The organism is Temperatibacter marinus, assembly GCF_031598375.1.
GTDB classification, from domain to species: domain Bacteria; phylum Pseudomonadota; class Alphaproteobacteria; order Sphingomonadales; family Kordiimonadaceae; genus Temperatibacter; species Temperatibacter marinus.
Genome location: NZ_CP123872.1, coordinates 296,110 through 314,488, shown reverse-complemented (window position 1 = coordinate 314,488; position 18,379 = coordinate 296,110). Strand labels below are relative to the sequence as shown.

15 protein-coding genes are annotated in these 18,379 nt (G+C 43.4%); 4 read left to right on the top strand and 11 right to left on the bottom strand.

Annotated elements, in window-relative coordinates:
- Positions 1-61: 61 nt before the first annotated feature.
- Both QGN29_RS01425 and QGN29_RS01420 read right to left on the bottom strand, forming a co-directional pair.
- Positions 62-952, bottom strand: coding sequence for an amidohydrolase family protein (locus QGN29_RS01425; protein WP_310798870.1), 891 nt, complete (start codon positions 950-952; stop codon positions 62-64).
- 4 nt (positions 953-956) lie between these two features.
- A complete protein-coding gene (locus QGN29_RS01420) occupies positions 957-2,054 on the bottom strand; it encodes an ester cyclase (protein WP_310798869.1) in 1,098 nt (365 codons plus the stop codon).
- A gap of 155 nt (positions 2,055-2,209) precedes the next feature.
- On the opposite strand from QGN29_RS01420, the gene QGN29_RS01415 reads away from it, so the two are divergent.
- The 4 genes from QGN29_RS01415 to QGN29_RS01400 all read left to right on the top strand — a co-directional run bounded on the left by QGN29_RS01415 (position 2,210) and on the right by QGN29_RS01400 (position 6,965).
- Positions 2,210-3,829, top strand: coding sequence for a sodium:solute symporter family transporter (locus QGN29_RS01415; RefSeq protein WP_310798868.1), 1,620 nt, complete (start codon positions 2,210-2,212; stop codon positions 3,827-3,829).
- A 14-nt stretch (positions 3,830-3,843) separates the two neighbouring features.
- Positions 3,844-4,827, top strand: a complete 984-nt coding sequence (locus QGN29_RS01410; protein ID WP_310798867.1) for a nuclear transport factor 2 family protein — start codon at positions 3,844-3,846, stop codon at positions 4,825-4,827.
- On the top strand, positions 4,820-5,830 hold the full coding sequence (locus tag QGN29_RS01405) for a nuclear transport factor 2 family protein (protein WP_310798866.1): 1,011 nt from the start codon (positions 4,820-4,822) through the stop codon (positions 5,828-5,830). The genes QGN29_RS01410 and QGN29_RS01405 overlap by 8 nt, the downstream gene beginning before the upstream one ends.
- Positions 5,831-5,945: 115 nt before the next feature.
- Positions 5,946-6,965 carry a cupin domain-containing protein gene (locus tag QGN29_RS01400; RefSeq protein ID WP_310798865.1) on the top strand — a complete coding sequence of 340 codons (1,020 nt, stop codon included), beginning with the start codon at positions 5,946-5,948 and terminating at the stop codon, positions 6,963-6,965.
- Positions 6,966-7,057: 92 nt separating this feature from the next.
- On the opposite strand, the gene QGN29_RS01395 is transcribed toward QGN29_RS01400, so the two are convergent.
- The 9 genes from QGN29_RS01395 to QGN29_RS01355 form a co-directional block, all read right to left on the bottom strand.
- Positions 7,058-8,854, bottom strand: a complete 1,797-nt coding sequence (locus QGN29_RS01395) for an acyl-CoA dehydrogenase (RefSeq protein WP_310798864.1) — start codon at positions 8,852-8,854, stop codon at positions 7,058-7,060.
- A 14-nt stretch (positions 8,855-8,868) separates the two neighbouring features.
- Positions 8,869-9,792, bottom strand: a complete 924-nt coding sequence (locus tag QGN29_RS01390) for an alpha/beta hydrolase (protein ID WP_310798863.1) — start codon at positions 9,790-9,792, stop codon at positions 8,869-8,871.
- 2 nt (positions 9,793-9,794) lie between these two features.
- On the bottom strand, positions 9,795-10,697 hold the full coding sequence (locus QGN29_RS01385) for an SDR family NAD(P)-dependent oxidoreductase (protein WP_310798862.1): 903 nt from the start codon (positions 10,695-10,697) through the stop codon (positions 9,795-9,797).
- Between the two features lie 10 nt (positions 10,698-10,707).
- Positions 10,708-11,163 (bottom strand): MaoC family dehydratase, encoded by a 456-nt coding sequence (locus QGN29_RS01380; protein WP_310798861.1) that lies wholly within the window; start codon positions 11,161-11,163, stop codon positions 10,708-10,710.
- Positions 11,164-11,180: 17 nt separating this feature from the next.
- Positions 11,181-11,987, bottom strand: a complete 807-nt coding sequence (locus QGN29_RS01375) for an SDR family oxidoreductase (RefSeq protein WP_310798860.1) — start codon at positions 11,985-11,987, stop codon at positions 11,181-11,183.
- Complete coding sequence (locus tag QGN29_RS01370; RefSeq protein WP_310798859.1) at positions 11,981-13,702, bottom strand: class I adenylate-forming enzyme family protein; 1,722 nt, start codon at positions 13,700-13,702, stop codon at positions 11,981-11,983. Before QGN29_RS01370 ends, QGN29_RS01375 begins: the two co-directional genes overlap by 7 nt.
- A gap of 84 nt (positions 13,703-13,786) precedes the next feature.
- Positions 13,787-16,297 (bottom strand): TonB-dependent receptor, encoded by a 2,511-nt coding sequence (locus tag QGN29_RS01365; protein WP_310798858.1) that lies wholly within the window; start codon positions 16,295-16,297, stop codon positions 13,787-13,789.
- A 60-nt stretch (positions 16,298-16,357) separates the two neighbouring features.
- The gene (locus tag QGN29_RS01360) at positions 16,358-17,575 is read right to left on the bottom strand and encodes a 3-hydroxyacyl-CoA dehydrogenase (RefSeq protein ID WP_310798857.1); all 1,218 of its coding nucleotides are present in this window, start codon (positions 17,573-17,575) and stop codon (positions 16,358-16,360) included.
- Positions 17,575-18,378 (bottom strand): acetoacetate decarboxylase family protein, encoded by an 804-nt coding sequence (locus QGN29_RS01355; protein WP_310798856.1) that lies wholly within the window; start codon positions 18,376-18,378, stop codon positions 17,575-17,577. The genes QGN29_RS01360 and QGN29_RS01355 overlap by 1 nt, the downstream gene beginning before the upstream one ends.
- Position 18,379: the final 1 nt, after the last annotated feature.

The following is an 18,379-nucleotide window of genomic DNA, read 5'->3' as shown; positions in this document are numbered from 1 at the left end:
CATAAAACTCTATGTATTAAGGTATATTGTATTGCAAATTCGAGTTTAATTCAAAAACATTTTAGAGTCTATAAAATGACTGTGCGTTTTCTGCAAAGACGAGGGGAAGAGATGATGCGTCATACTTGGAAACAAGATCAGCAGTTGTCTCAATAATCTCTTGGTAACTACGGTGAAGACCGTCCACGGGGAAGTTAGAGCCAAACATACAACGTTTTGGGCCGAATATCTTTAATGCTGATTGGATATAATGGGCTAAGTCTTTTTTTACCCAAGTTGGCTTAAACATGGAAAATCCAGACAATTTTATCATGACGTTGGGTAATGTAGCAAACCGCTCCATAGAGGTTTCCCAATTTTGAAAGGCGTTATTGTCCATTTCCCAAGGTGATCCAAAATGACATATTGCTACTTTTAAATCAGGCACTTTTTCTAAGGCTGCATGTGCTCTTTCATATTGGCCTGCAATCAGTTGTAAATCAAAGCTTAATCCTGAAGATTCCAGTATTTTTAATCCTTTTTGCCATTGAGGGTCTGTTAGGAGCATATCGGTGCCTGTTTTGGCATCTTCTACAGGATGTCTTCCTATGATTTGACGCACCCCTCTAATCTTTGATAGCAGGCTAAAGTTTTGAAGAGTATGGGCAATATTACCAGAATGGAGGGCAGCCTCTGCTATATGAGCAGAGGGCACTGATCCATCTATGGATTGTATCCACTGACTTTCTTGCATGCTATCTTGAGCCCCGACTTGTATGTGAACTGATTTCTCAAGTTTTAAGGGTGCTGCATCGGCACTAAGATTCTCAGGATAATAATTTTTCTGTATAGGTGTCGGGTCTCCAAAAAACCTCTGAACTCCGCGCGCATTTAGCCAAGGATAGTCGACGGCATCAAGGTCCCATAGGTGATGATGAGCATCGATGATTTTTATGTTGGCCAGAAGTGACATTTGATTATTTCCCAGTGATGAGTCGATTGCGCTCAACTTGACGTAATACAGCAAGCTCATCCCATACGGTCCATTCTGAGCGGATGCGGCCATTGATAACTCTAAAGTGGCTTCCTCCCAGAATGTAAATTGGCTCACCTGTAGGAGTGCCGTACATGCCGTCGCCTGTATGAGTACCGGCCAGAGACCAGCGCACGGCGATGTCACGGGCGCCCTCTAAATAGGGGACGTCTGCGACATGGTCTACAGTGACTTTAAGGTCTGGCATGACCTCTAAGAGAGATTCAATATAGCTGATAACCTGTTTTGCACCGTAATAGCGACGACCAGACGGGCCATTCACATCAGCACGATAATCATAATATTGATCTGCTTGTTTAAGTGAGCGGTTATTCCAAAGGGTCCCAAAAACAGCTTGTGCAAAAGCAGTAGCATCGTCTTCTGGATTTGACGGTTTCTTTGCATATCCAGAAACATCTGTATTCATGGTACGATTGAAATGATTGAGGTGTATATCGCGTAAATCATTCTGGCTTTCATGGTCCGAAAGGGCTTGGCGTTTTGCGATCTCATGGCCGTCTTGACCAATTTGCTGTGCTAAGCCTAGATTGTCGCGCATCAGCCACTCTTCAACAATTTTATTTTCTAAGCAGACACAGTCAGCAATTGTCTGAATGCGCGCCGTTCTCCCAGTTGGTTCACCATACTCACTAGGCCCAAGATTAGTCATGTGACTGGTAATGAGATGGGAAGAATAGAAACCCTCATTGTCATCTCCAGACCAGACAACATTATCCGCATCCAATGTTCTATCTGGGAACCCCTCTAGTGTTGCCCATGTATTCTTGATGACAGTATCAACACCCATAACATTACCTGCAAGGGTTTGAATGTTACCACTATCAGCATAATAACGCTTACATAAGTCGACCTGTTTCTCATCCCAAATGCGATAGGTAATGCGCACGATATAATCAACAATATCGATGAATTCGTCATCAAATCCTTTCATCGGCTGGCGGCGAGGCCCTTTAGGCGTAAGCATGTCTGATAAGTCAGTAACAGAGCATAGGGTGACAGGGAGAGGAGAGGGTGTCTTCATTTCGAGCTTTCCAGGTTGCTTTTTTATACAGTATACGCATTTTTATCGGTTTGTATATTCTTGTTTGCATTCGAAGTCAAAATATGTCAATAGTGAATGCAGATTAGTATGCAAATGTATTGATCTGCGCTCATAATTAGGGATGGGGAAAATTAATGTCAGAGATAGCACAAAATTTTGGGACTTTAAACTGGTCGATTTTGATCCTTTATTTGGTTGGAAATTTATTCCTTGGCTACATTCTCAGTAAAAAAGTGACAACTGCGGAAGATTTTTTCATTGGCGATAAGTCTACACCATGGTGGGCGATCGGTGTTTCTGTAGTCGCGACTTATATCAGTGCCATGACTTTCTTGGGGGCACCAGGATGGGCTTACGGAGATGGTATGGCTTCTATAGCCTTGCAGCTGAATTATCCTCTTGTGGTTGTTATTGTAATTACGCTTTTTATTCCGTTTTTCATGAACAGTGGTGTGGCGTCAATATATGAATATCTAGAGAAGCGCTTTGGACCGACGACTCGTACAATTATGTCGATCATTTTCTTAGTTTCACAAGCGTTATCGTCTGCGGCCATCTTATATGCGACAGCTTTGGTAATTGAATTTATCACGGGTATTAGCGTTGAAACTGCGATTGTGGTCGTCACTATTATTGCCTTGATTTATACAGTCATGGGCGGCATTGCAGCTGTGATTTGGACAGATGTTATTCAAGCGGGTATTCTTCTTGTTGGAGCCGGTATCATATTTTATGCCCTGATCGATCAAATGCAAATTCCTGTATCTGATGCACTTGTTGCGCTAAAAGCTGAAGGCAAAACGGATGCGTTGGTCACGTCTATTGACTGGACAGAAACAACAACGGTCTGGACAGGAATTATCGCTATGACACTTTATCATATCACTGTATACGGCACCAATCAGATGATGGTGCAAAGAACACTTGTTGCTAAGACAATCGGTGATGCGAAGAAGTCATTCTTGATGATGGGTTTTGCCGCCTTCTTCATCTATTTTATGTTTATGTTAATGGGTATCCTCTTCTATTCTTACTATGGCGGCCGTAGTTTTGAAGATCCGAATACCATTATTCTTACCTTTGCATCAGAATATGGCTTGCCGGGCTTAATGGGATTAATCGCAGCGGCAGTTTTGGCGGCTTCTATGTCTAGCCTTGATAGCGCGTTTAACTCAATGGCGACCATTAGTGTTGTAGACTTTTATCAAAAATATTTTCGTAAGCATGAAACGAGCGAACATTACCTGAAAGCTTCTCGTATTTTTACGCTTGTTTGGGCGCTGATCATTGTTGTTCCAGCTTTTATGTACATCGACTCTACGGGCTCTATTCTTGAAGTTCTCAGCAAAGTGGGGTCTTACTTTGTTGGGGCGCGTCTTTCTATGTATGGCTTAGGGTTCTTTTCAAAGCATACAACTGAACGCGGTCTTCTTGTCGGCGTTTTTGTGGGATTTGTTGCTGTGGCGATTGTTGCAACCAGTTCGGATGTTGCATGGCCTTGGTATTGCGCGATTGGTGCAATTGTTAATATTGCCGTCTCATGGACAGCATCGCTCATCCTGGATGGACGTCAAAACGAATGGTCTGACTATTCTGTCAAGGGGCAGATCGCCAAATTCAAAGCAGACGACGAAGAAGATAAGCAGGATGGTTGGTATCGTGTAGCGGGTAAAGTTGACCCTATCAGCTATATATTGATAGCCTTCTTCTTTGTAACATTGATTTTCCTATATGCATTCAATGCGTTGATTTAGTTGGAAGTTAAGGTATGAGTATTGCTTTAGAAACAGTTGATCTGTTTTATCGTTTGATATGCAGTAAGAGCGTTGATGATAATGCCGCAGCCTTAGATGTTTTATCGGATAATGTGCGTTGGCATGCAGCGCATCCTGTGAATGATCTTAAAGGAAAAGATCCCTTTATGAGCGATTATTGGAATCCGATAAAGTCAGCATTGCCCGATGTTGAACGGCAGCCATTTATTGCTTTTGAAGATGATTATAATGGCCGAACATGGGTATGTTCCATGGGGTATTTAGTTGGTTCCTTCATGAATGACTTGTTTGGCATTCCAGCGAGCAAAGAGGCTCTATTTCTTCGATACGGCGAATTTATATGTGTGGAAGACGGTAAAATCACAGAAGCCTATATTATCCCAGATTTTTTAGATGCCATGCAGCAAGTTGGTGTCTTTCCTATCCGGCACTCTCTAGGGAAAATGGACAGTGTCCTGCCGCCGTCCACGCAAGATGGATTGTCGATACCTGATCACGCGATTGCTGAAGGCCGGAAAACCCAAAAGCTTGTGATGGATATGCTTCACGGATTGGGTCGATACGACGGTAAAAGTTTGATGAGTATGGATATGGAGAAATACTGGCATAATGGTTTTATGTGGTATGGTCCGGCAGGCATTGGCACCACGCGTGATTTTTATGGCTTTAGAGAGTATCATCAAGGTCCTTTTCTTCTAGGATGCCCAGATCGCAGTGTGGATGAAAAATTTACGTTTATGGGCAAAGGTAATTATGCTGCAATTGGAGGGTGGCCTCATATGCATGCAACTCATACAGGGCCAAATTGGCTTGGCTTAAATCCAACAGGCAAGGCCTTTGAACTGCGTGTTTTTGACTTTTGGTTGAGGCAAGGGGATAAGTTAAAAGAAAATTGGGTCTTCATTGATATCCTTCATATTCTTGATCAATTGGGTAGAGATGTCTTTGATGAAATAAAAAGGGATTGCGATGACTAGCTTTCAAAAAGAAAAATCTATAGTGCGTGAATATTATAGTGCTTTAGAAGGGGCAACACCCGATACAGTATCCGAAATAATTGGTCGGTTTGTCGCAGAAGATTATGACTGGCGCGGTGTTTATCCCTTTAATGAGAAAAATTCTGCTGAAGCTGTGGCGGAAGCCTTTTGGAAGCCTTTCTTGCAATCATGGTCGCCAGTCCAACGCCGTGAAGATATATTTATCGCGGGGACCGGTGTCATTGACGGTGAAACATGGGTTATGAGCATGGGGCACTTTATGGGGCTCTTAGATGCCCCTTGGTTTGGTATCCCTGCAAGTCGCAAAATTTCTATGCTTCGCTACGCTGATTTTAATTGTGTCAAAGACGGTAAGATTATTAAAACTGGTTTCTTTATCGATATCATAGGCGTCATGCATCAAAACGGAATTAACCCCCTGCCGATGCAAACGGGGGCATCGTTTGTTTATCCCGGGCCGCGCACTCATGATGGCCTTCAATATGGTGATCATGATCCTACTGAGGCAGTAAAAACACTGGATCTGTTGGATCAGATGATTGCTGACCTTGATATGCTTAATAAAACGGAAAATGATCACTGTCCGCCAGAATTGCTGGCGAAAGCATGGTGTGACGATATGATTTGGTATGGCCCTGCAGGTATCGGAGCGACCTATACCATTCCCCGCTATCAAGAACAGCATCAATACCCCTTTAGACAAGGCTTAAAAAATAAGGTGTATAATGGGCATGTATCTCGCTTTGCTGAAGGGAATTACGCTTGTTTCTTTGGATGGCCAAATCTTACAAATTCTCCAAAGGGTGGTTTTTTGGGGATGCCAGAAAGTGATGTACGGGCGGATATGCGTGTTGTCGACGTCTACCGCCGGGATGGCGATAAACTAGCAGAAAATTGGGTTCTTATAGACATTCCCTATTGGTTGAAACAGCAGGGAGTGGACATCCTAGATAGAACCGGTAAAATTCTCAACGGTTACTAGAGGTTGTATGTAATTTAGGTAAATGAAAACAATGTATTGAGACTAAAAAATATTCATCTTGACATTTTTGCATTCGAAGTACATTTTTAAGTATAGAGTTTATTGGAGAGTATTGATGACATGGGATAATGCAGCATTAGAAGCACGTGTAGTTCGTTATAAGGATCAGATACCTTGTAAAAATGCCTTCATTGATACCAAAACGCCGGGGAGTGACCAGAAAGAGAACTTCTGTCTTATTGGTCCTGGTGTTGCGGAGCGCCCTGATCAGCATATACATATCGCGGAACCTCATGGTTTTAATGTGGGTGCTGCACGCCAACCAAAAGGCTGTGTTAATTCTCAACACAGTCATGAAACAGCGGAAATGTTTATTGTTCATGAGGGTGAATGGAAGTTTACATGGGGGCATGATAGCTCTGATGGGGCTGCAGTTCTTGGTCCAGGAGATGCTATATCTATTCCAGTCAATGTTTTTCGTGGGTTTGAATATGTAGGCGAGGGCAAAGGCTATTTGTTCTGCGTACTCGGTCAAGACGATCCAGGCTTTGTCACTTGGGCTCCCTATGTTTTTGAGGAAGCTAAAAATTATGGAATGATCCTTCTTGAAGACAGTTCGTTAATTGATACAACACTCGGTGAAACGATCCCAGAAGGTAAAAAAGAAGCAAAAGCAACACGTGTCGAAGACCTAAAAAACTTTCGTCGTATGAGTAGGGATGAAATGCTTGAGTGTGTGTTGTTAGCAAAAGATATGGTGCCTCAATCTGAAACAGAGCTTACTAAGCACTCAAAAGGGCTAAAAGAAGTTGCTGTTATCGGTGTAGAAAACTCCGATGAAGGGATACGTGCAGGTAAAATGAATTGGAGCCATGATTATCAAGTGCGTCGTTGGAACCTGAGTGCTGGAGGCTCAATTCCTGCTCATAAAAGATTTGAACCTGAAGTGCTTTTTGTTCACGAAGGAGAGCTTACCATTACAGGTGAATTTGGTCAGGTCACAATCATGCAAGGCGATACAATGACGGTCCCAGTTGATATGATACGGTCTTTTGAAAATAATGGTTCTCAGGAGTCTGTTATTTATGTCACCCGTCGTGATGATAAACCAAAAGCCCCTGAGTGGAGTAAATAGAATTATTAAAGGCCGTCGATCGGTATCATTTCGAGACGTCATCTCATACAAAGAGGGTTAAGAGTGCGTAATTTTCTTGGTTACGCCTTTGACTATAACAGCCAGTCAGGGTCTGTATCTAAGCAAGTTGAATCTTGTGCTGTAAGAGTTGTCGCATAAACAGTGATATGAGGCAGTTCACGTGTAAAAAAGAAAGTACAGGCCTGTAGTTTGCCTTTCAAATAGGCAACATCAGCTTTTTCTTCCACTAGCAATCTATCTGCAACAAGAGCTTGTTCTAACCAGCGCCATGCGACCACTAAATGCCCCATTGCGATTAGATAATCATGAGAATTCATAAAGAGGTATTCTGGTGAAGTCGCGGTGGTCAGAAGTGTGGTTGTCACATCCCCCATCAAGGTCATCTTTTCTGCAAGAGTAGTGGCGTGAATTTTTAGTTTTTCATTTTTGCTCGCATGGGCAGTCTGAATTGTTTTCTTCATCTCACCCATTAAGATCTGCAATCCTTTGCCTTGGTCACCGGCGACTTTACGGCCTAGTAAGTCCATACTTTGTATGCCGTTAGTCCCTTCATGGATGGGGTTTAAGCGATTGTCGCGGTAAAGTCGCTCAACAGGATAATCCCTTGTATAACCGTACCCGCCCAAACATTGGATCGCTAGATCATTAGCTTTTAAGCAGAACTCAGAAGGCCAGGCCTTAATAATGGGTGTCAAGATGCCGAGTAAACGATCAAAATATGCTTTTTCTTCTGTTTTTGATGTTGCAATTTTATCAACAAGCCAGGCCCCGTAAAATGTTAAATTTAAGCCTCCTTCCGTGTAGGCCTTTTGCGCCAGCAACATTCTTTTAACATCTGTATGTTCAATAATATTAAGCTGCTCTGTTGAGGCGTCTTTATTGGAAGGCGCCCGGCCCTGAGGACGCTCAGCTGCATATTCACGGGCGATTTTAAAGCCAGCATATCCGATGGCAGCCGCCCCAATACCAACACCAATACGGGCTTCATTCATCATGTGGAACATACCCTTTAGGCCTTCGCCTTCCTGACCAACGATTGTCCCGATACAGTCGCCTTTCTCACCGAAATTCAAAAGCGTATTGGTGGTGCCCCGGTAACCCATTTTATGATTAAGTCCAGCGAGATCTACATTGTTTCTCTCACCTAATGAACCATCATAATTCACCAGATATTTAGGAACGGCAAACAGCGAGATCCCTTTCGTTCCTGCTGGTGAGCCAGGTGTTTTTGCTAATACAAGATGAATGATATTTTCACTGAGTTCATGATCACCGCCTGAGATCCACATCTTGGTACCAGTCAGGGCATAAGTCCCATCCTTAAGAGGTTTAGCCAGAGTGCGAATATCAGCTAGAGAGGAACCAGCATGAGGTTCGCTGAGGCACATTGTCCCAAAATAGCGCCCGTCTATCATTGGCTCCATATATTTCTGTTTTTGTTCATCACAGCCAAAGACGGAAAGTAAATTTGCATTTGCAATGGTTAAGAAGGGATAGCCAATTGTCCCCGTATTTGCAGAGGTAAAAAGAGCGGCTATGGCAGAAGTCACTAGCGCTGGGAGTTGCATGCCGCCGTGCTCATAATCAAAACCCGCGGTCATAAATCCTGCCTCAATATATTTATCCAAAGCGGCTTTCACCTCAGGAATTACAATGGCCTTTCCGTCTTTATATTTTGGTTCCTCTTCATCAGCCTTAGCAGCATGCGGTTCAAAATGATCAATCGCTATTTTTTCTGCAGTATCAAGAATGGACTTAAACAGGGTTAAGTCATGATCATTATAGCGCTCACTTTCACATAAAGCTTCTGCATCAAGGGCATTGAAGAGTTGAAATTCTAATTCTCTTCGATCAATTACATGAGACATAAGGAGGACTTTCTTTATTGTATGAAATTCTTAAGGGCCTGAATGATGGCTTGATGATGATTGCGAGATGGTTCTGCGTCAGGCAAATAAGCAAAGGAAGCATGGAATGCCCTCTTTGCTATATGTAGCTTTGTTTTTACGCCAGCTTCTATAAGGTTTTTGGCATATATTTGGGCTTCATCAAAAAGGATATCCTCGCTTTCTGCACTGACAAAAGCGGGCGGAAGATCGCTGAAATCTGTGCAGGTTGCAGGGGAGGCATAAACGGGAATATCTTTCGTACAGTTCTTGAGCCAAGCCTCCCATGCCTTTAGGGCTAAAGATCGGTTCCAAATGCGTGTATCAACAGGCAGATAACTAGAGGGTGTCACAAAACGATGATCAAGCCCAGGTATGATTAAAAGCTGACCTTGAAGCGTTGGGCCATTGGTATCGCGTGCTTTTAGCGCAACACCAGCTGCCAGGGATCCTCCAGCACTGACGCCTCCTACAACAATTTTTTGCGAGTTAAAGGCACCGTTCTCTGCTGCCCAGAGAAGGGTGTCATAGCAATCATCAAAAGCAGCCGGATAGGGATGCTCAGGGACCTTCCTATATTCCACAGTAGCAACAGCACACTGGGCCTCCATAGCCCAGCGCTGGCAAAGCATATCGTTATGAGCAATAGAGCCACTAAAAAATCCTCCGCCGTAATAGTAGACATAGAGAGGTAGCTTTTCAGTTCTACCCTTGGGCTTGTAAACCCGAATTTTTACACCGCTTGTTGGCAGGGTGTGATCGTTAATATCAATGCCTTCTGCTTGTTCAAGAGGAAAGAGAATTGGCCGTTTTCGAGCCAGTTCTGCAATGTAAGAAAGAGGCAAAGTTTCCAGATTATATTGCGGCTGCGCTTCAATCCATTGGCGCAACTCTGGATCTAACTTATCAAGAAAGTTCATGGTTATCCCTTTGGTAAGTCGATGCCTAAATTGTCTGCGGCTTTCTTTACAAATTTACCAGTTTGACCCCATCCATTTGTTAACATTTCCATGCCATTTAGATCTGAGATGCTATCCATCTGAGCTCTGATTGCTTCTGGTGTCTGGTCTTCAGGTTTTAGGTAAACGCCGTCTGTTTCATGAATAACTGTCCGAGCGTAAGCTCCAGCCCCAGCACATAGAATTGTGCGGTTCGGGGCGTCTTTATCACAAAGAGTTAACAATCCAGCTGTGACACTTTCAGGGGTCATTAAATCGAGCATTTCTTGGGGGAGTAGTCCGTCTGTCATTTGAGTGAAGGCAGTTGGTGATAGTGTATTCACTTTAATACCACTGCGCTCCCCTTCTAGACAAAGAGTATTCATGAGGCCTGTAACGCCGCATTTCGCTGCGCCGTAATTGGCTTGGCCAAAATTACCGTACATGCCGCTAGAACTGGTCGTCATAACGATCCGGCCATAGCCTTGATCACGCATAATATCCCATACTGCTTTTGCACAGAGAGCACTGCCGAGAAGGTGAACTTTAACCACTAATTCGAAATCAGCCATATCCATTTTAGCAAAAGACTTATCGCGTAAAATACCCGCATTGTTTACGAGAATGTCAACGCGCCCCCAAGCATCCATTGCACTTTGAACCATTGCTTGAACTTGATCTATTTCAGCGACATTCGCGCTATTTGCAATGGCCAGGCCGCCAGCGTCTTCAATTTCTTTTGACACAGCTTGTGCATTGTCAGCGTTCATGTCATTCACGATAACTTTAGCGCCTCTTGAGGCAAGGCCTAGGGCGTGTGTGCGGCCAAGGCCTTGGCCTGCTCCAGTAATAATAGCTACTTGATTGTCAAATCGTATATCAGACATTTTATACTCCTTAAATCATTAACATACTGAGCCATTCAGCTTTGAGTGCTGGGCGCTCATTTCCTTTTATTTCTATGGTATACTCATGTTTCATGAGCAAACGGCCTACGCCTTTTTCTTGGACATCAAGAAGTTTAATACGAGCTCTAATATCTCCGTCCACGCTAACAGGTGTCATAAAGCGGACGCGGTCAAAGCCGTAATTGATGCCCATCTTTACACCTTCTAAAGTCAAATCGATTGATTCAGCAAAATGACTTAAGAAGGATAGAGAGAGAAAGCCATGAGCGATTGTCCCGCCGAAGGGTGTTTCCTTTGCTCGAACTGGATCTGTGTGAATGAACTGATGGTCACGCGTTAGGTTTGCAAACTTATTGATCATGTCTTGATCAATTTTCACCCAATCGCTTATTCCAATCTCCTTGCCGATGTTCGCTTTTAACTCTGTCATAGATACTGTTGCCATTTTCATTTCCTATGTATTTACGGTGTTGCAGACATACCCCCATCAAGCGGGATAATTGCACCTGTAATATAAGCTCCTGCTCGAGAGCATAACCATAAGATCGTGCCAGCCATATCATTTTCTTCTCCGATACGACCTAAAGGGATTTGCTGAGCAAGTTGATCTTTCTTATCTTCTGTATCTGTTGCAAAAGCCATAATGCGGCTAGGGAAAGGGCCGGGCGCAATGGCATTCACCGTTATATTTTCTGGGGCGAGTTCATTGCTGTATAATTTAGTTAAATGATGAACCGCTCCTTTGCTTACTGTATAGCTATAAGCGCCGACACTGCCAGTCACGCTTGGCGTCGCTTTTGTTCCCATAATTGACCCAATATTGATCACCCGAGACGGTGCATTGAATGCCGCCTTTGATTTCAAGAGCGGGAGACATAAACGAGTTAGATCAGCCATGGCTGTTACGTTTAAATTCAAGACCTTATCCCAAGCATGACGGGGAAATTTTTCCAGTTCTTCTCCCCAAGTGCACCCTGAATTATTGATCAGGATATCGAGTCTGTCTGTCTGAACCTTCAAGGCTTCCACGAGGTTGATGGTTCCTTCTCCAGAAGAGAGATCTGCAGCTATAGGGATGACCTTACCGGGTTTAATCTTGTCCATTTCCGCAGCATAAGCTTGAAGATCAGCAAGTTTTCTAGATGAAATAAAGACCTGACAGCCAGCCATCACTAAAGCTTGAGTAATCATCGCACCTAAACCTGAGGCGCCGCCAGTAACCAAGGCGGTTTTTCCTGAAACGTTAAAGAGGTTTTCTGAGGCTAGCATGAGATTTTCTCCTTTAAATAGAGAGAACGACAATTGTGTTGGATTGTCTTTTTATCGGCTTTACCTGTTCCCAGAACAGGCAAGGGATCAGTTTGTATATAGATCGATTTTGGCAGTTTAAAATGAGCAATTTTAAGGTCAAGTGCAGAAAGAATAGCGTCAGCCGAGTGGATTAATTTTGACACGCGAACAAGAGCGCCGACCACTTCCCCCATACGCTCATCTGGTAAGCTAAAGACACAAACGTCTAAAACGCCGTCTACTTTGAGGATCGCAGTTTCAATTTCAAAAGGGCTGATATTCTCACCCCCTGAAATGATGAGTTCTTTTTTGCGGTCACTGATAAATAAAAACCCATCCTCATCAAGATAACCAATATCCCCAGTGTAGAGCCAGCCGTCTTTGAGTGTTGCATCTGTTGCCTTCTGATTGTTCCAGTAAGCCTGCATGTTAGATGCGGATTTGATGCAGATTTCACCAGGCTGATTGACTGATAAAGACATATCATGATCGTCAACTATTTTGATCTCTACAATGGGGGTATTTGCTTGTCCAACGCTTGCTGGGCGGCGGAGATAATTGTCTTTGCCAATTAAGGTGCCCAGTGCATTTGTCTCCGTCATACCGTAGCCAATCCCTACATTATCCACACCGAAACTATCTTTTAAGCGTTGTACATGATCAGCAGGCCTTGCGGCACCGCCGCCGCCTATGTCTTCCAGTGAAGATAGATTAAATTCATCACGGTTGGGGGTGTTTAAGAGCTCGTAGGTCATAGTTGGGACCCCAACAAAATGAGTTAACTTTTCTTCCTCAATGAGCTGCATGGCGTGTGTTACGTCCCATTTATCAATGAAGACAATTTTACGCCCCTGCAAAAGAGAAAGTAAAAATAAACTATTACACCCTGTAATATGAAAAAGCGGTAAACTAACTAATGTCCCTAAATGTGTATCTTTGTCTTCTAAGCTTTTTCCATCAACTAATTTATTGGCAACCCCCATCATTGCCCATGTCATCAAACAGGTCATAACCGCACGGGCAGAAGAGAGGACACCTTTAGGAGAGCCAGTACTGCCAGACGTGTAAAAAAGTGTAGCCGGATCATCTATAGAGCTATTGCATGAAGGCCAAGTATCTGCAGGTCTATATTTAAGCAAATCATCCCATTCTACTGCGCCGGGAAAATCATCAGCCTTCCCGCGAATAATAACGCCTGAGAGACCACTACTATCCATGTATGGAGATAAATACTCTGCTCTTTCACTATCTAGGAAAATAAGAGAAGGATCACTATCTCGTACTGCATATTCTAGTTCTTCCGTTTTCCACCAACTGTTTAAAGGAACGATGATGGCCCCGATGCTGGTGACAGCAAGATAGGTAATGCACCATTCTGGATAATTGCGGCAAGCAATAGCAATGCGGTCTCCAGTTTTAATTTTATAGTCTTGTCTTAAGGCCCAAGCCAGTTGCTTTGCTTTGTCTAAAGCCTGACGGTAAGACAAACGTTCTTGGCCGTATACCATAAAGTCCCGGTCGTTATGTTCGTAAGCTGCTTCATATATGTCCCGTAAAAAACTCGGCATTTGACGAAAGACAGGATAGGAAATACCCTTGATTTCCATTTCTTCAATTTCCAGTGGTTGACCTTCTGAAGTTAAGGTCTGGATGGTTTTTAGGAACTGAGCGTTATAGATCTGTTCAGCCGACATAACTGAAACCTTTACTTATAAAAAATGACGAGACAGAGAGGCCGTGGCTCAGAAAGCCACAGCAATTCGATTGGTACTCAAAACTTAGAATTTCATGCGTAATTCTAGATTAAGTGTTCTCGGCGCATTGTAGGATGCGAGCTGATGGAAATATGGTGAGGAGCCAAAAGATAGACTAGAGGTTGCCAGTATATCAAAAACATTCTTGGCTGTTGCATGTACTTCCCAAAAGCTATCTGTTGGGATCCATGACAGACGCACATCAGCACGGTCATAGCTCGGCGCTGTTGTGAGCGGTGATGTGAAGATTGAGTGCGATTGACTGTCAACATAGGCATAGGTCGCGCTCACACTTAAATCCCCAGCATCGAATGGCACTACATGTGTAACATTGAGAGCAAATTTATGCTTCGGTGCTTTGTTGAGCTCATTACCAGTTGGATCATAGAGAAGTCCTTGGCCTGTTGAATCGACGAGACAGCCACTACTGCCATCAGGGGCCGTTGCTGCTCTATCACCGCAGAAGTCATTATACTCTGTATCCATGAAGGAGTAATTCCCTACCACAGTGGTGTTTTCACCCGCTTGCCAAATTAACTCAGCTTCTAGGCCCATGCTGCGTGCGCTATCTGCATTATAGAGCTCTACAAAAGGAATGCCATTTCTGAAAACTGGCACTTCAGCCTGTAGGCCTTTATAATCGTAATAATAGGCGGCAGCATTCAGTTGAACGGTGTCTCCAAATGTTTTTTTAAGGCCCAGTTCAAAAGCATTGATAGTTTCTTTATCGACAGCCGCTTCATTCCTTGGTGTGGCAGGATCATCAGAGATGGCCCCTAAACGAAACCCTCCAGATTTATAGCCTTTTGAAAATGTACCATAAACGAGAGTGTCAACATCTGGTCTATATTCCACAGATAGATTGCCTGTAACATCATCCCACTCATCCTCATGGGTGTCTGAGAGAAAACCGCCTGTAAAATCTACACTGTAGGCCATATAATATGGGGCTGCATTTAGTGCTGTTGGACCAACTGGTAGTGCGCCGCCTAAAAGTGTAGCAAGAGCAACTGGATCAAAACTATTAGCCATTTGATCAAAAACGATACGCTGTCTTTCTGAGCCTATTTTCTCATCTTTGGAATAACGCAAGCCTGCTTTGATGGTAAAGTTTTCATTAATCGCGTAGCTGATTTCTCCAAATAAAGCTGAAGCTTTACTCTCGAGTTCCCCTTCTTGGAAATAATAATGACCTTCTGGATTTGGAAGAATTTCAGCCCATGCAAATCCGAAAAACGCATTTTCTGGAGCTGGAGTTTGAGGTACAAAAACGCGTGGATTTTGCAGATAGATATTATTTGGATTGGAAAGTGAAAAAGGCTGCCGCACATCTTCTTTATATGCATAAGCTCCTACAATCCAATTGAAATCAGAATCGCCTTTTGAGGAAATTTGAAACTCATGGCTATGCCAGCTTTTATATTCTGCGGTATTGTTGATGTTAGAATTTGGTAGGCTAACAAAACCGGCAGCCGGATCACCGCTTGGATCAGGGTATACTAGGCTATCTGTGCGATCTGTATAATCGTTATCTATACTTTCTTCATAATCATAGGCTTGAGATCCATATAGATATTTCATATCAAACGAGACACCCGCATATGTGAGTTCTATCGCTGCACGATGTTGATTAGAAATCCTTACATATCCATCATAATCACTTCGAATTTTAAAAGGGTCTTCAACAGATGGATTTGCTTCTGTATACCCTAAGCGAACATTATGGACCAAAGAACCCCTTAAAGTTGTCCGATTATAATCGTTAATTTTTACAACGTGCCGAGGATCAGTATCTGAGTCTGACTGGCCGTATTTTGCCCATAGAGAGAGATTATCAGTAATGTCGACTTCCAGCTGCGCTTCCCAAAAGGTTGAGTCTTCACCCCACTTGTCATTCCCAATGCCAACATTCTCTTGGTAGCCGTCCCTTTTAGAGACCGACCCTGCCAGAGAAAAACGAATTGAATCAGTTAGAGGTCCAGTGATCCGCGCTTCAAGTTTTCTCGCTTCATAACTTCCATATGAAAAACGAGCTTCACCTTCCCAGTTGTCAGCAGGGCGTTTTGAGATGATATTCACGGCACCCCCAACAGAGTTACGTCCGTATAGTGTGCCTTGAGGGCCTCTTAATACTTCTACTCGCTCTACAACTAATGAGTTTAGTCCGAAAATCGCTGATTCAGATTCGTAAACGCCATCGAGATAGAGGGCCACGCCTGGATCAGAGCCAAGTGCATTTGTGTTTCGCCCAACCCCGCGAATAGCAATTTGATTTGGTGTATCAGACGCTGACATCCCAGGCGTAAAATCTGCGACATCTTGAACGCCCAGAAGGCCAGTTCTATCTGCAAATCCAGAAGTGATTGCAGTCACAGCGACAGCAGTATCGTTTAGATTTGTTGATCGTTTCGTTGCAGTAATAACAATTTCTTCAAGAGCAAGCTCTTCTTCCTCTTGTGCATATACTGTATATGAGCTCATTGCTGTTGAAAGCATCAACCCCAGCATGATTGGTTTCCTTTTTTCAAATGACATCTTTCCCTCCAGTCATTTTGCCACGCATGGCATTCTCCTCAAGAATAGAATTTTTCTACTCTATTCATTTTCTCCCGCAGCATAGCTATAGAAGCCACTACCGCTTGACTTACCCAGTTTGTTTTGGGCAATAAATTCCATGATAAATCCTGTGATTTTCTCAACATTTTCTGGCCCGGCCATCGGACCTGTCGCAGCAAATAAAATAAGAGTCTTATCCAATCCAATTTCGTCAAGAATGGCGAATGGACCTTGTGGATGTCGCGTAGCAATGCACCAGGCGCGGTCTATTTCAGAATAGGGTGCTATTTTATTGGCGGCCAAGAGCACAGCACTCTGTGAGAGTGCGGATGTCAGTGCATAATTTGCTGCTTCATTGGTTTTAGTAACAGCATTAAATGTTTTATCTGAATATTTAGGGTTCGGATATGTATAAAAGCCATGTCCCGTTTTCATGCCCAGACGTCCAATGCCGACAAGCGGTGCTAAGAAGGAGAGAACTTTCGTCTTCAAGTCAGAAAGCTCGTCTTCCGGTCTATGAAACCAACCATCATAAATGAGACGCAAGCCAAATAGATCCATCATGCCGAAGGGACCCATTGTGCTTTTCGTGCGGTCCATCCAAGCTTTATCAACTTCTTCTATTGAAGCGACCCCATCAATTACCATAACCATGGCTGTTGTGAGAATAGGACCAATCATGGCATTAAAGAGATAGCCTTTATTTTCCTTCGTTAATGTTATGGAATGACATCCTATAGAATTCACGTAGTCTTCTAGTTGAGTGATTATTTTGTCATCAGTATCAGGCCCTTTGACAATATCAAATAACGTTGCCCCTAGATGTGAATGAAGGGCTGCAAAACGGTGCCCTGTTTTAAGGGAAGAGCCAATGTGTGAGGGGAGCAGAGCTGACGTGTTTGTCGTGAGAATTGCCTGCGGGTCTGCAATCGATTCTAATTCTTTGAAGAGATTTTGCTTGATACCAAGAATTTCTGGAATGGATTCACTCACCAACCAAGCGCCTCTCAAGGCTTTTTCTAAGTCTTTTTCACAGGTTATTTTGGTGAGTGCATCAGGGATTTTATTTGAAGGCAGGAGACCTGCTTGCACTAATTCAGTAGCAATTGTTTGGACGATATTTGGGATGCTTTCGAGCGTCTCATCTGAGACATCTTGAATGACTGCTTGATGCCCCCCTAGCGCTGCAAGTAAGGCATTATAACACCCCATCGTTCCGCCGCCTATAAAAGCAATATGTTTTCCGCTCATAGGCATTATTTGAGCGCCCTAGGCATATTTTCAGGGACCAAGAGATTTGTAGCCCCTTTGGTCATTAAAGCAGGTCGGTATTCTAGAATTGGCAGATCAGCGAGAGCATTCACGATCTGGTATTGCGTGGGATTTTCTTCCCAGCTTAACTGGTTCCATTTCACACTTCCTTCACCAAGCATCACTTGTTTAAAATGATTTTCAGATGGGAAGGTAGTATATTCGCTAACGCCCTCTTTGCCTGCGTTTTGTAGGAAACGCCAGCCCATTGGGGTATCTTTACCTTGGCTTTTTTGGTGCATGAAGGCAATTTCATCAAGGGAGGGCGCTCTTAAATTAGAAAGAGACAAATCAATAATTTTATTCCCAAAATGACTGGCATTTGTAGTCCATCTATTCTGCGATATGGCATGATCTGGTATGTCCGCATATATCTTAGGAATACCCTGCATTTCGCGACCCGTTAAAATAGGATCCGTAAGATTTTCCCAAATGACAAGACTATAGGTCCCTTCTAATGTTTCTTCTTTGCCTTTATAGATAACATTGGCATTCACGCCTATCATATTGTAACCACGCCCAGCCAGCCAGTCGATCTGCTTGTTGCAAGCAAAGTAGACTGTAATGACAGCTTCTTCAGCTACTTCAAAATGCTCAGGCAGGTAAGCAGCTAACTTTTCTCTGTCTGTCACGTAAGGAATTACCATAGTCGTCACATCTCTATACCAACCACTTGTGCCAGGCCCTGCATAGCGGGGACCAAAATGTGCGGGCATCATATAAGACATTAAGGATTGAAATTTAAACATA

Coding starts and splice junctions, on each gene's coding strand:
- QGN29_RS01425 (WP_310798870.1), bottom strand. CDS start 952: ATGTCACTTCTGGCCAACATAAAAATCATCGATGCTCATCATCACCTA.
- QGN29_RS01420 (WP_310798869.1), bottom strand. CDS start 2,054: ATGAAGACACCCTCTCCTCTCCCTGTCACCCTATGCTCTGTTACTGAC.
- QGN29_RS01415 (WP_310798868.1), top strand. CDS start 2,210: ATGTCAGAGATAGCACAAAATTTTGGGACTTTAAACTGGTCGATTTTG.
- QGN29_RS01410 (WP_310798867.1), top strand. CDS start 3,844: ATGAGTATTGCTTTAGAAACAGTTGATCTGTTTTATCGTTTGATATGC.
- QGN29_RS01405 (WP_310798866.1), top strand. CDS start 4,820: ATGACTAGCTTTCAAAAAGAAAAATCTATAGTGCGTGAATATTATAGT.
- QGN29_RS01400 (WP_310798865.1), top strand. CDS start 5,946: ATGACATGGGATAATGCAGCATTAGAAGCACGTGTAGTTCGTTATAAG.
- QGN29_RS01395 (WP_310798864.1), bottom strand. CDS start 8,854: ATGTCTCATGTAATTGATCGAAGAGAATTAGAATTTCAACTCTTCAAT.
- QGN29_RS01390 (WP_310798863.1), bottom strand. CDS start 9,792: ATGAACTTTCTTGATAAGTTAGATCCAGAGTTGCGCCAATGGATTGAA.
- QGN29_RS01385 (WP_310798862.1), bottom strand. CDS start 10,697: ATGTCTGATATACGATTTGACAATCAAGTAGCTATTATTACTGGAGCA.
- QGN29_RS01380 (WP_310798861.1), bottom strand. CDS start 11,163: ATGGCAACAGTATCTATGACAGAGTTAAAAGCGAACATCGGCAAGGAG.
- QGN29_RS01375 (WP_310798860.1), bottom strand. CDS start 11,987: ATGCTAGCCTCAGAAAACCTCTTTAACGTTTCAGGAAAAACCGCCTTG.
- QGN29_RS01370 (WP_310798859.1), bottom strand. CDS start 13,702: ATGTCGGCTGAACAGATCTATAACGCTCAGTTCCTAAAAACCATCCAG.
- QGN29_RS01365 (WP_310798858.1), bottom strand. CDS start 16,297: ATGTCATTTGAAAAAAGGAAACCAATCATGCTGGGGTTGATGCTTTCA.
- QGN29_RS01360 (WP_310798857.1), bottom strand. CDS start 17,575: ATGCCTATGAGCGGAAAACATATTGCTTTTATAGGCGGCGGAACGATG.
- QGN29_RS01355 (WP_310798856.1), bottom strand. CDS start 18,378: ATGTTTAAATTTCAATCCTTAATGTCTTATATGATGCCCGCACATTTT.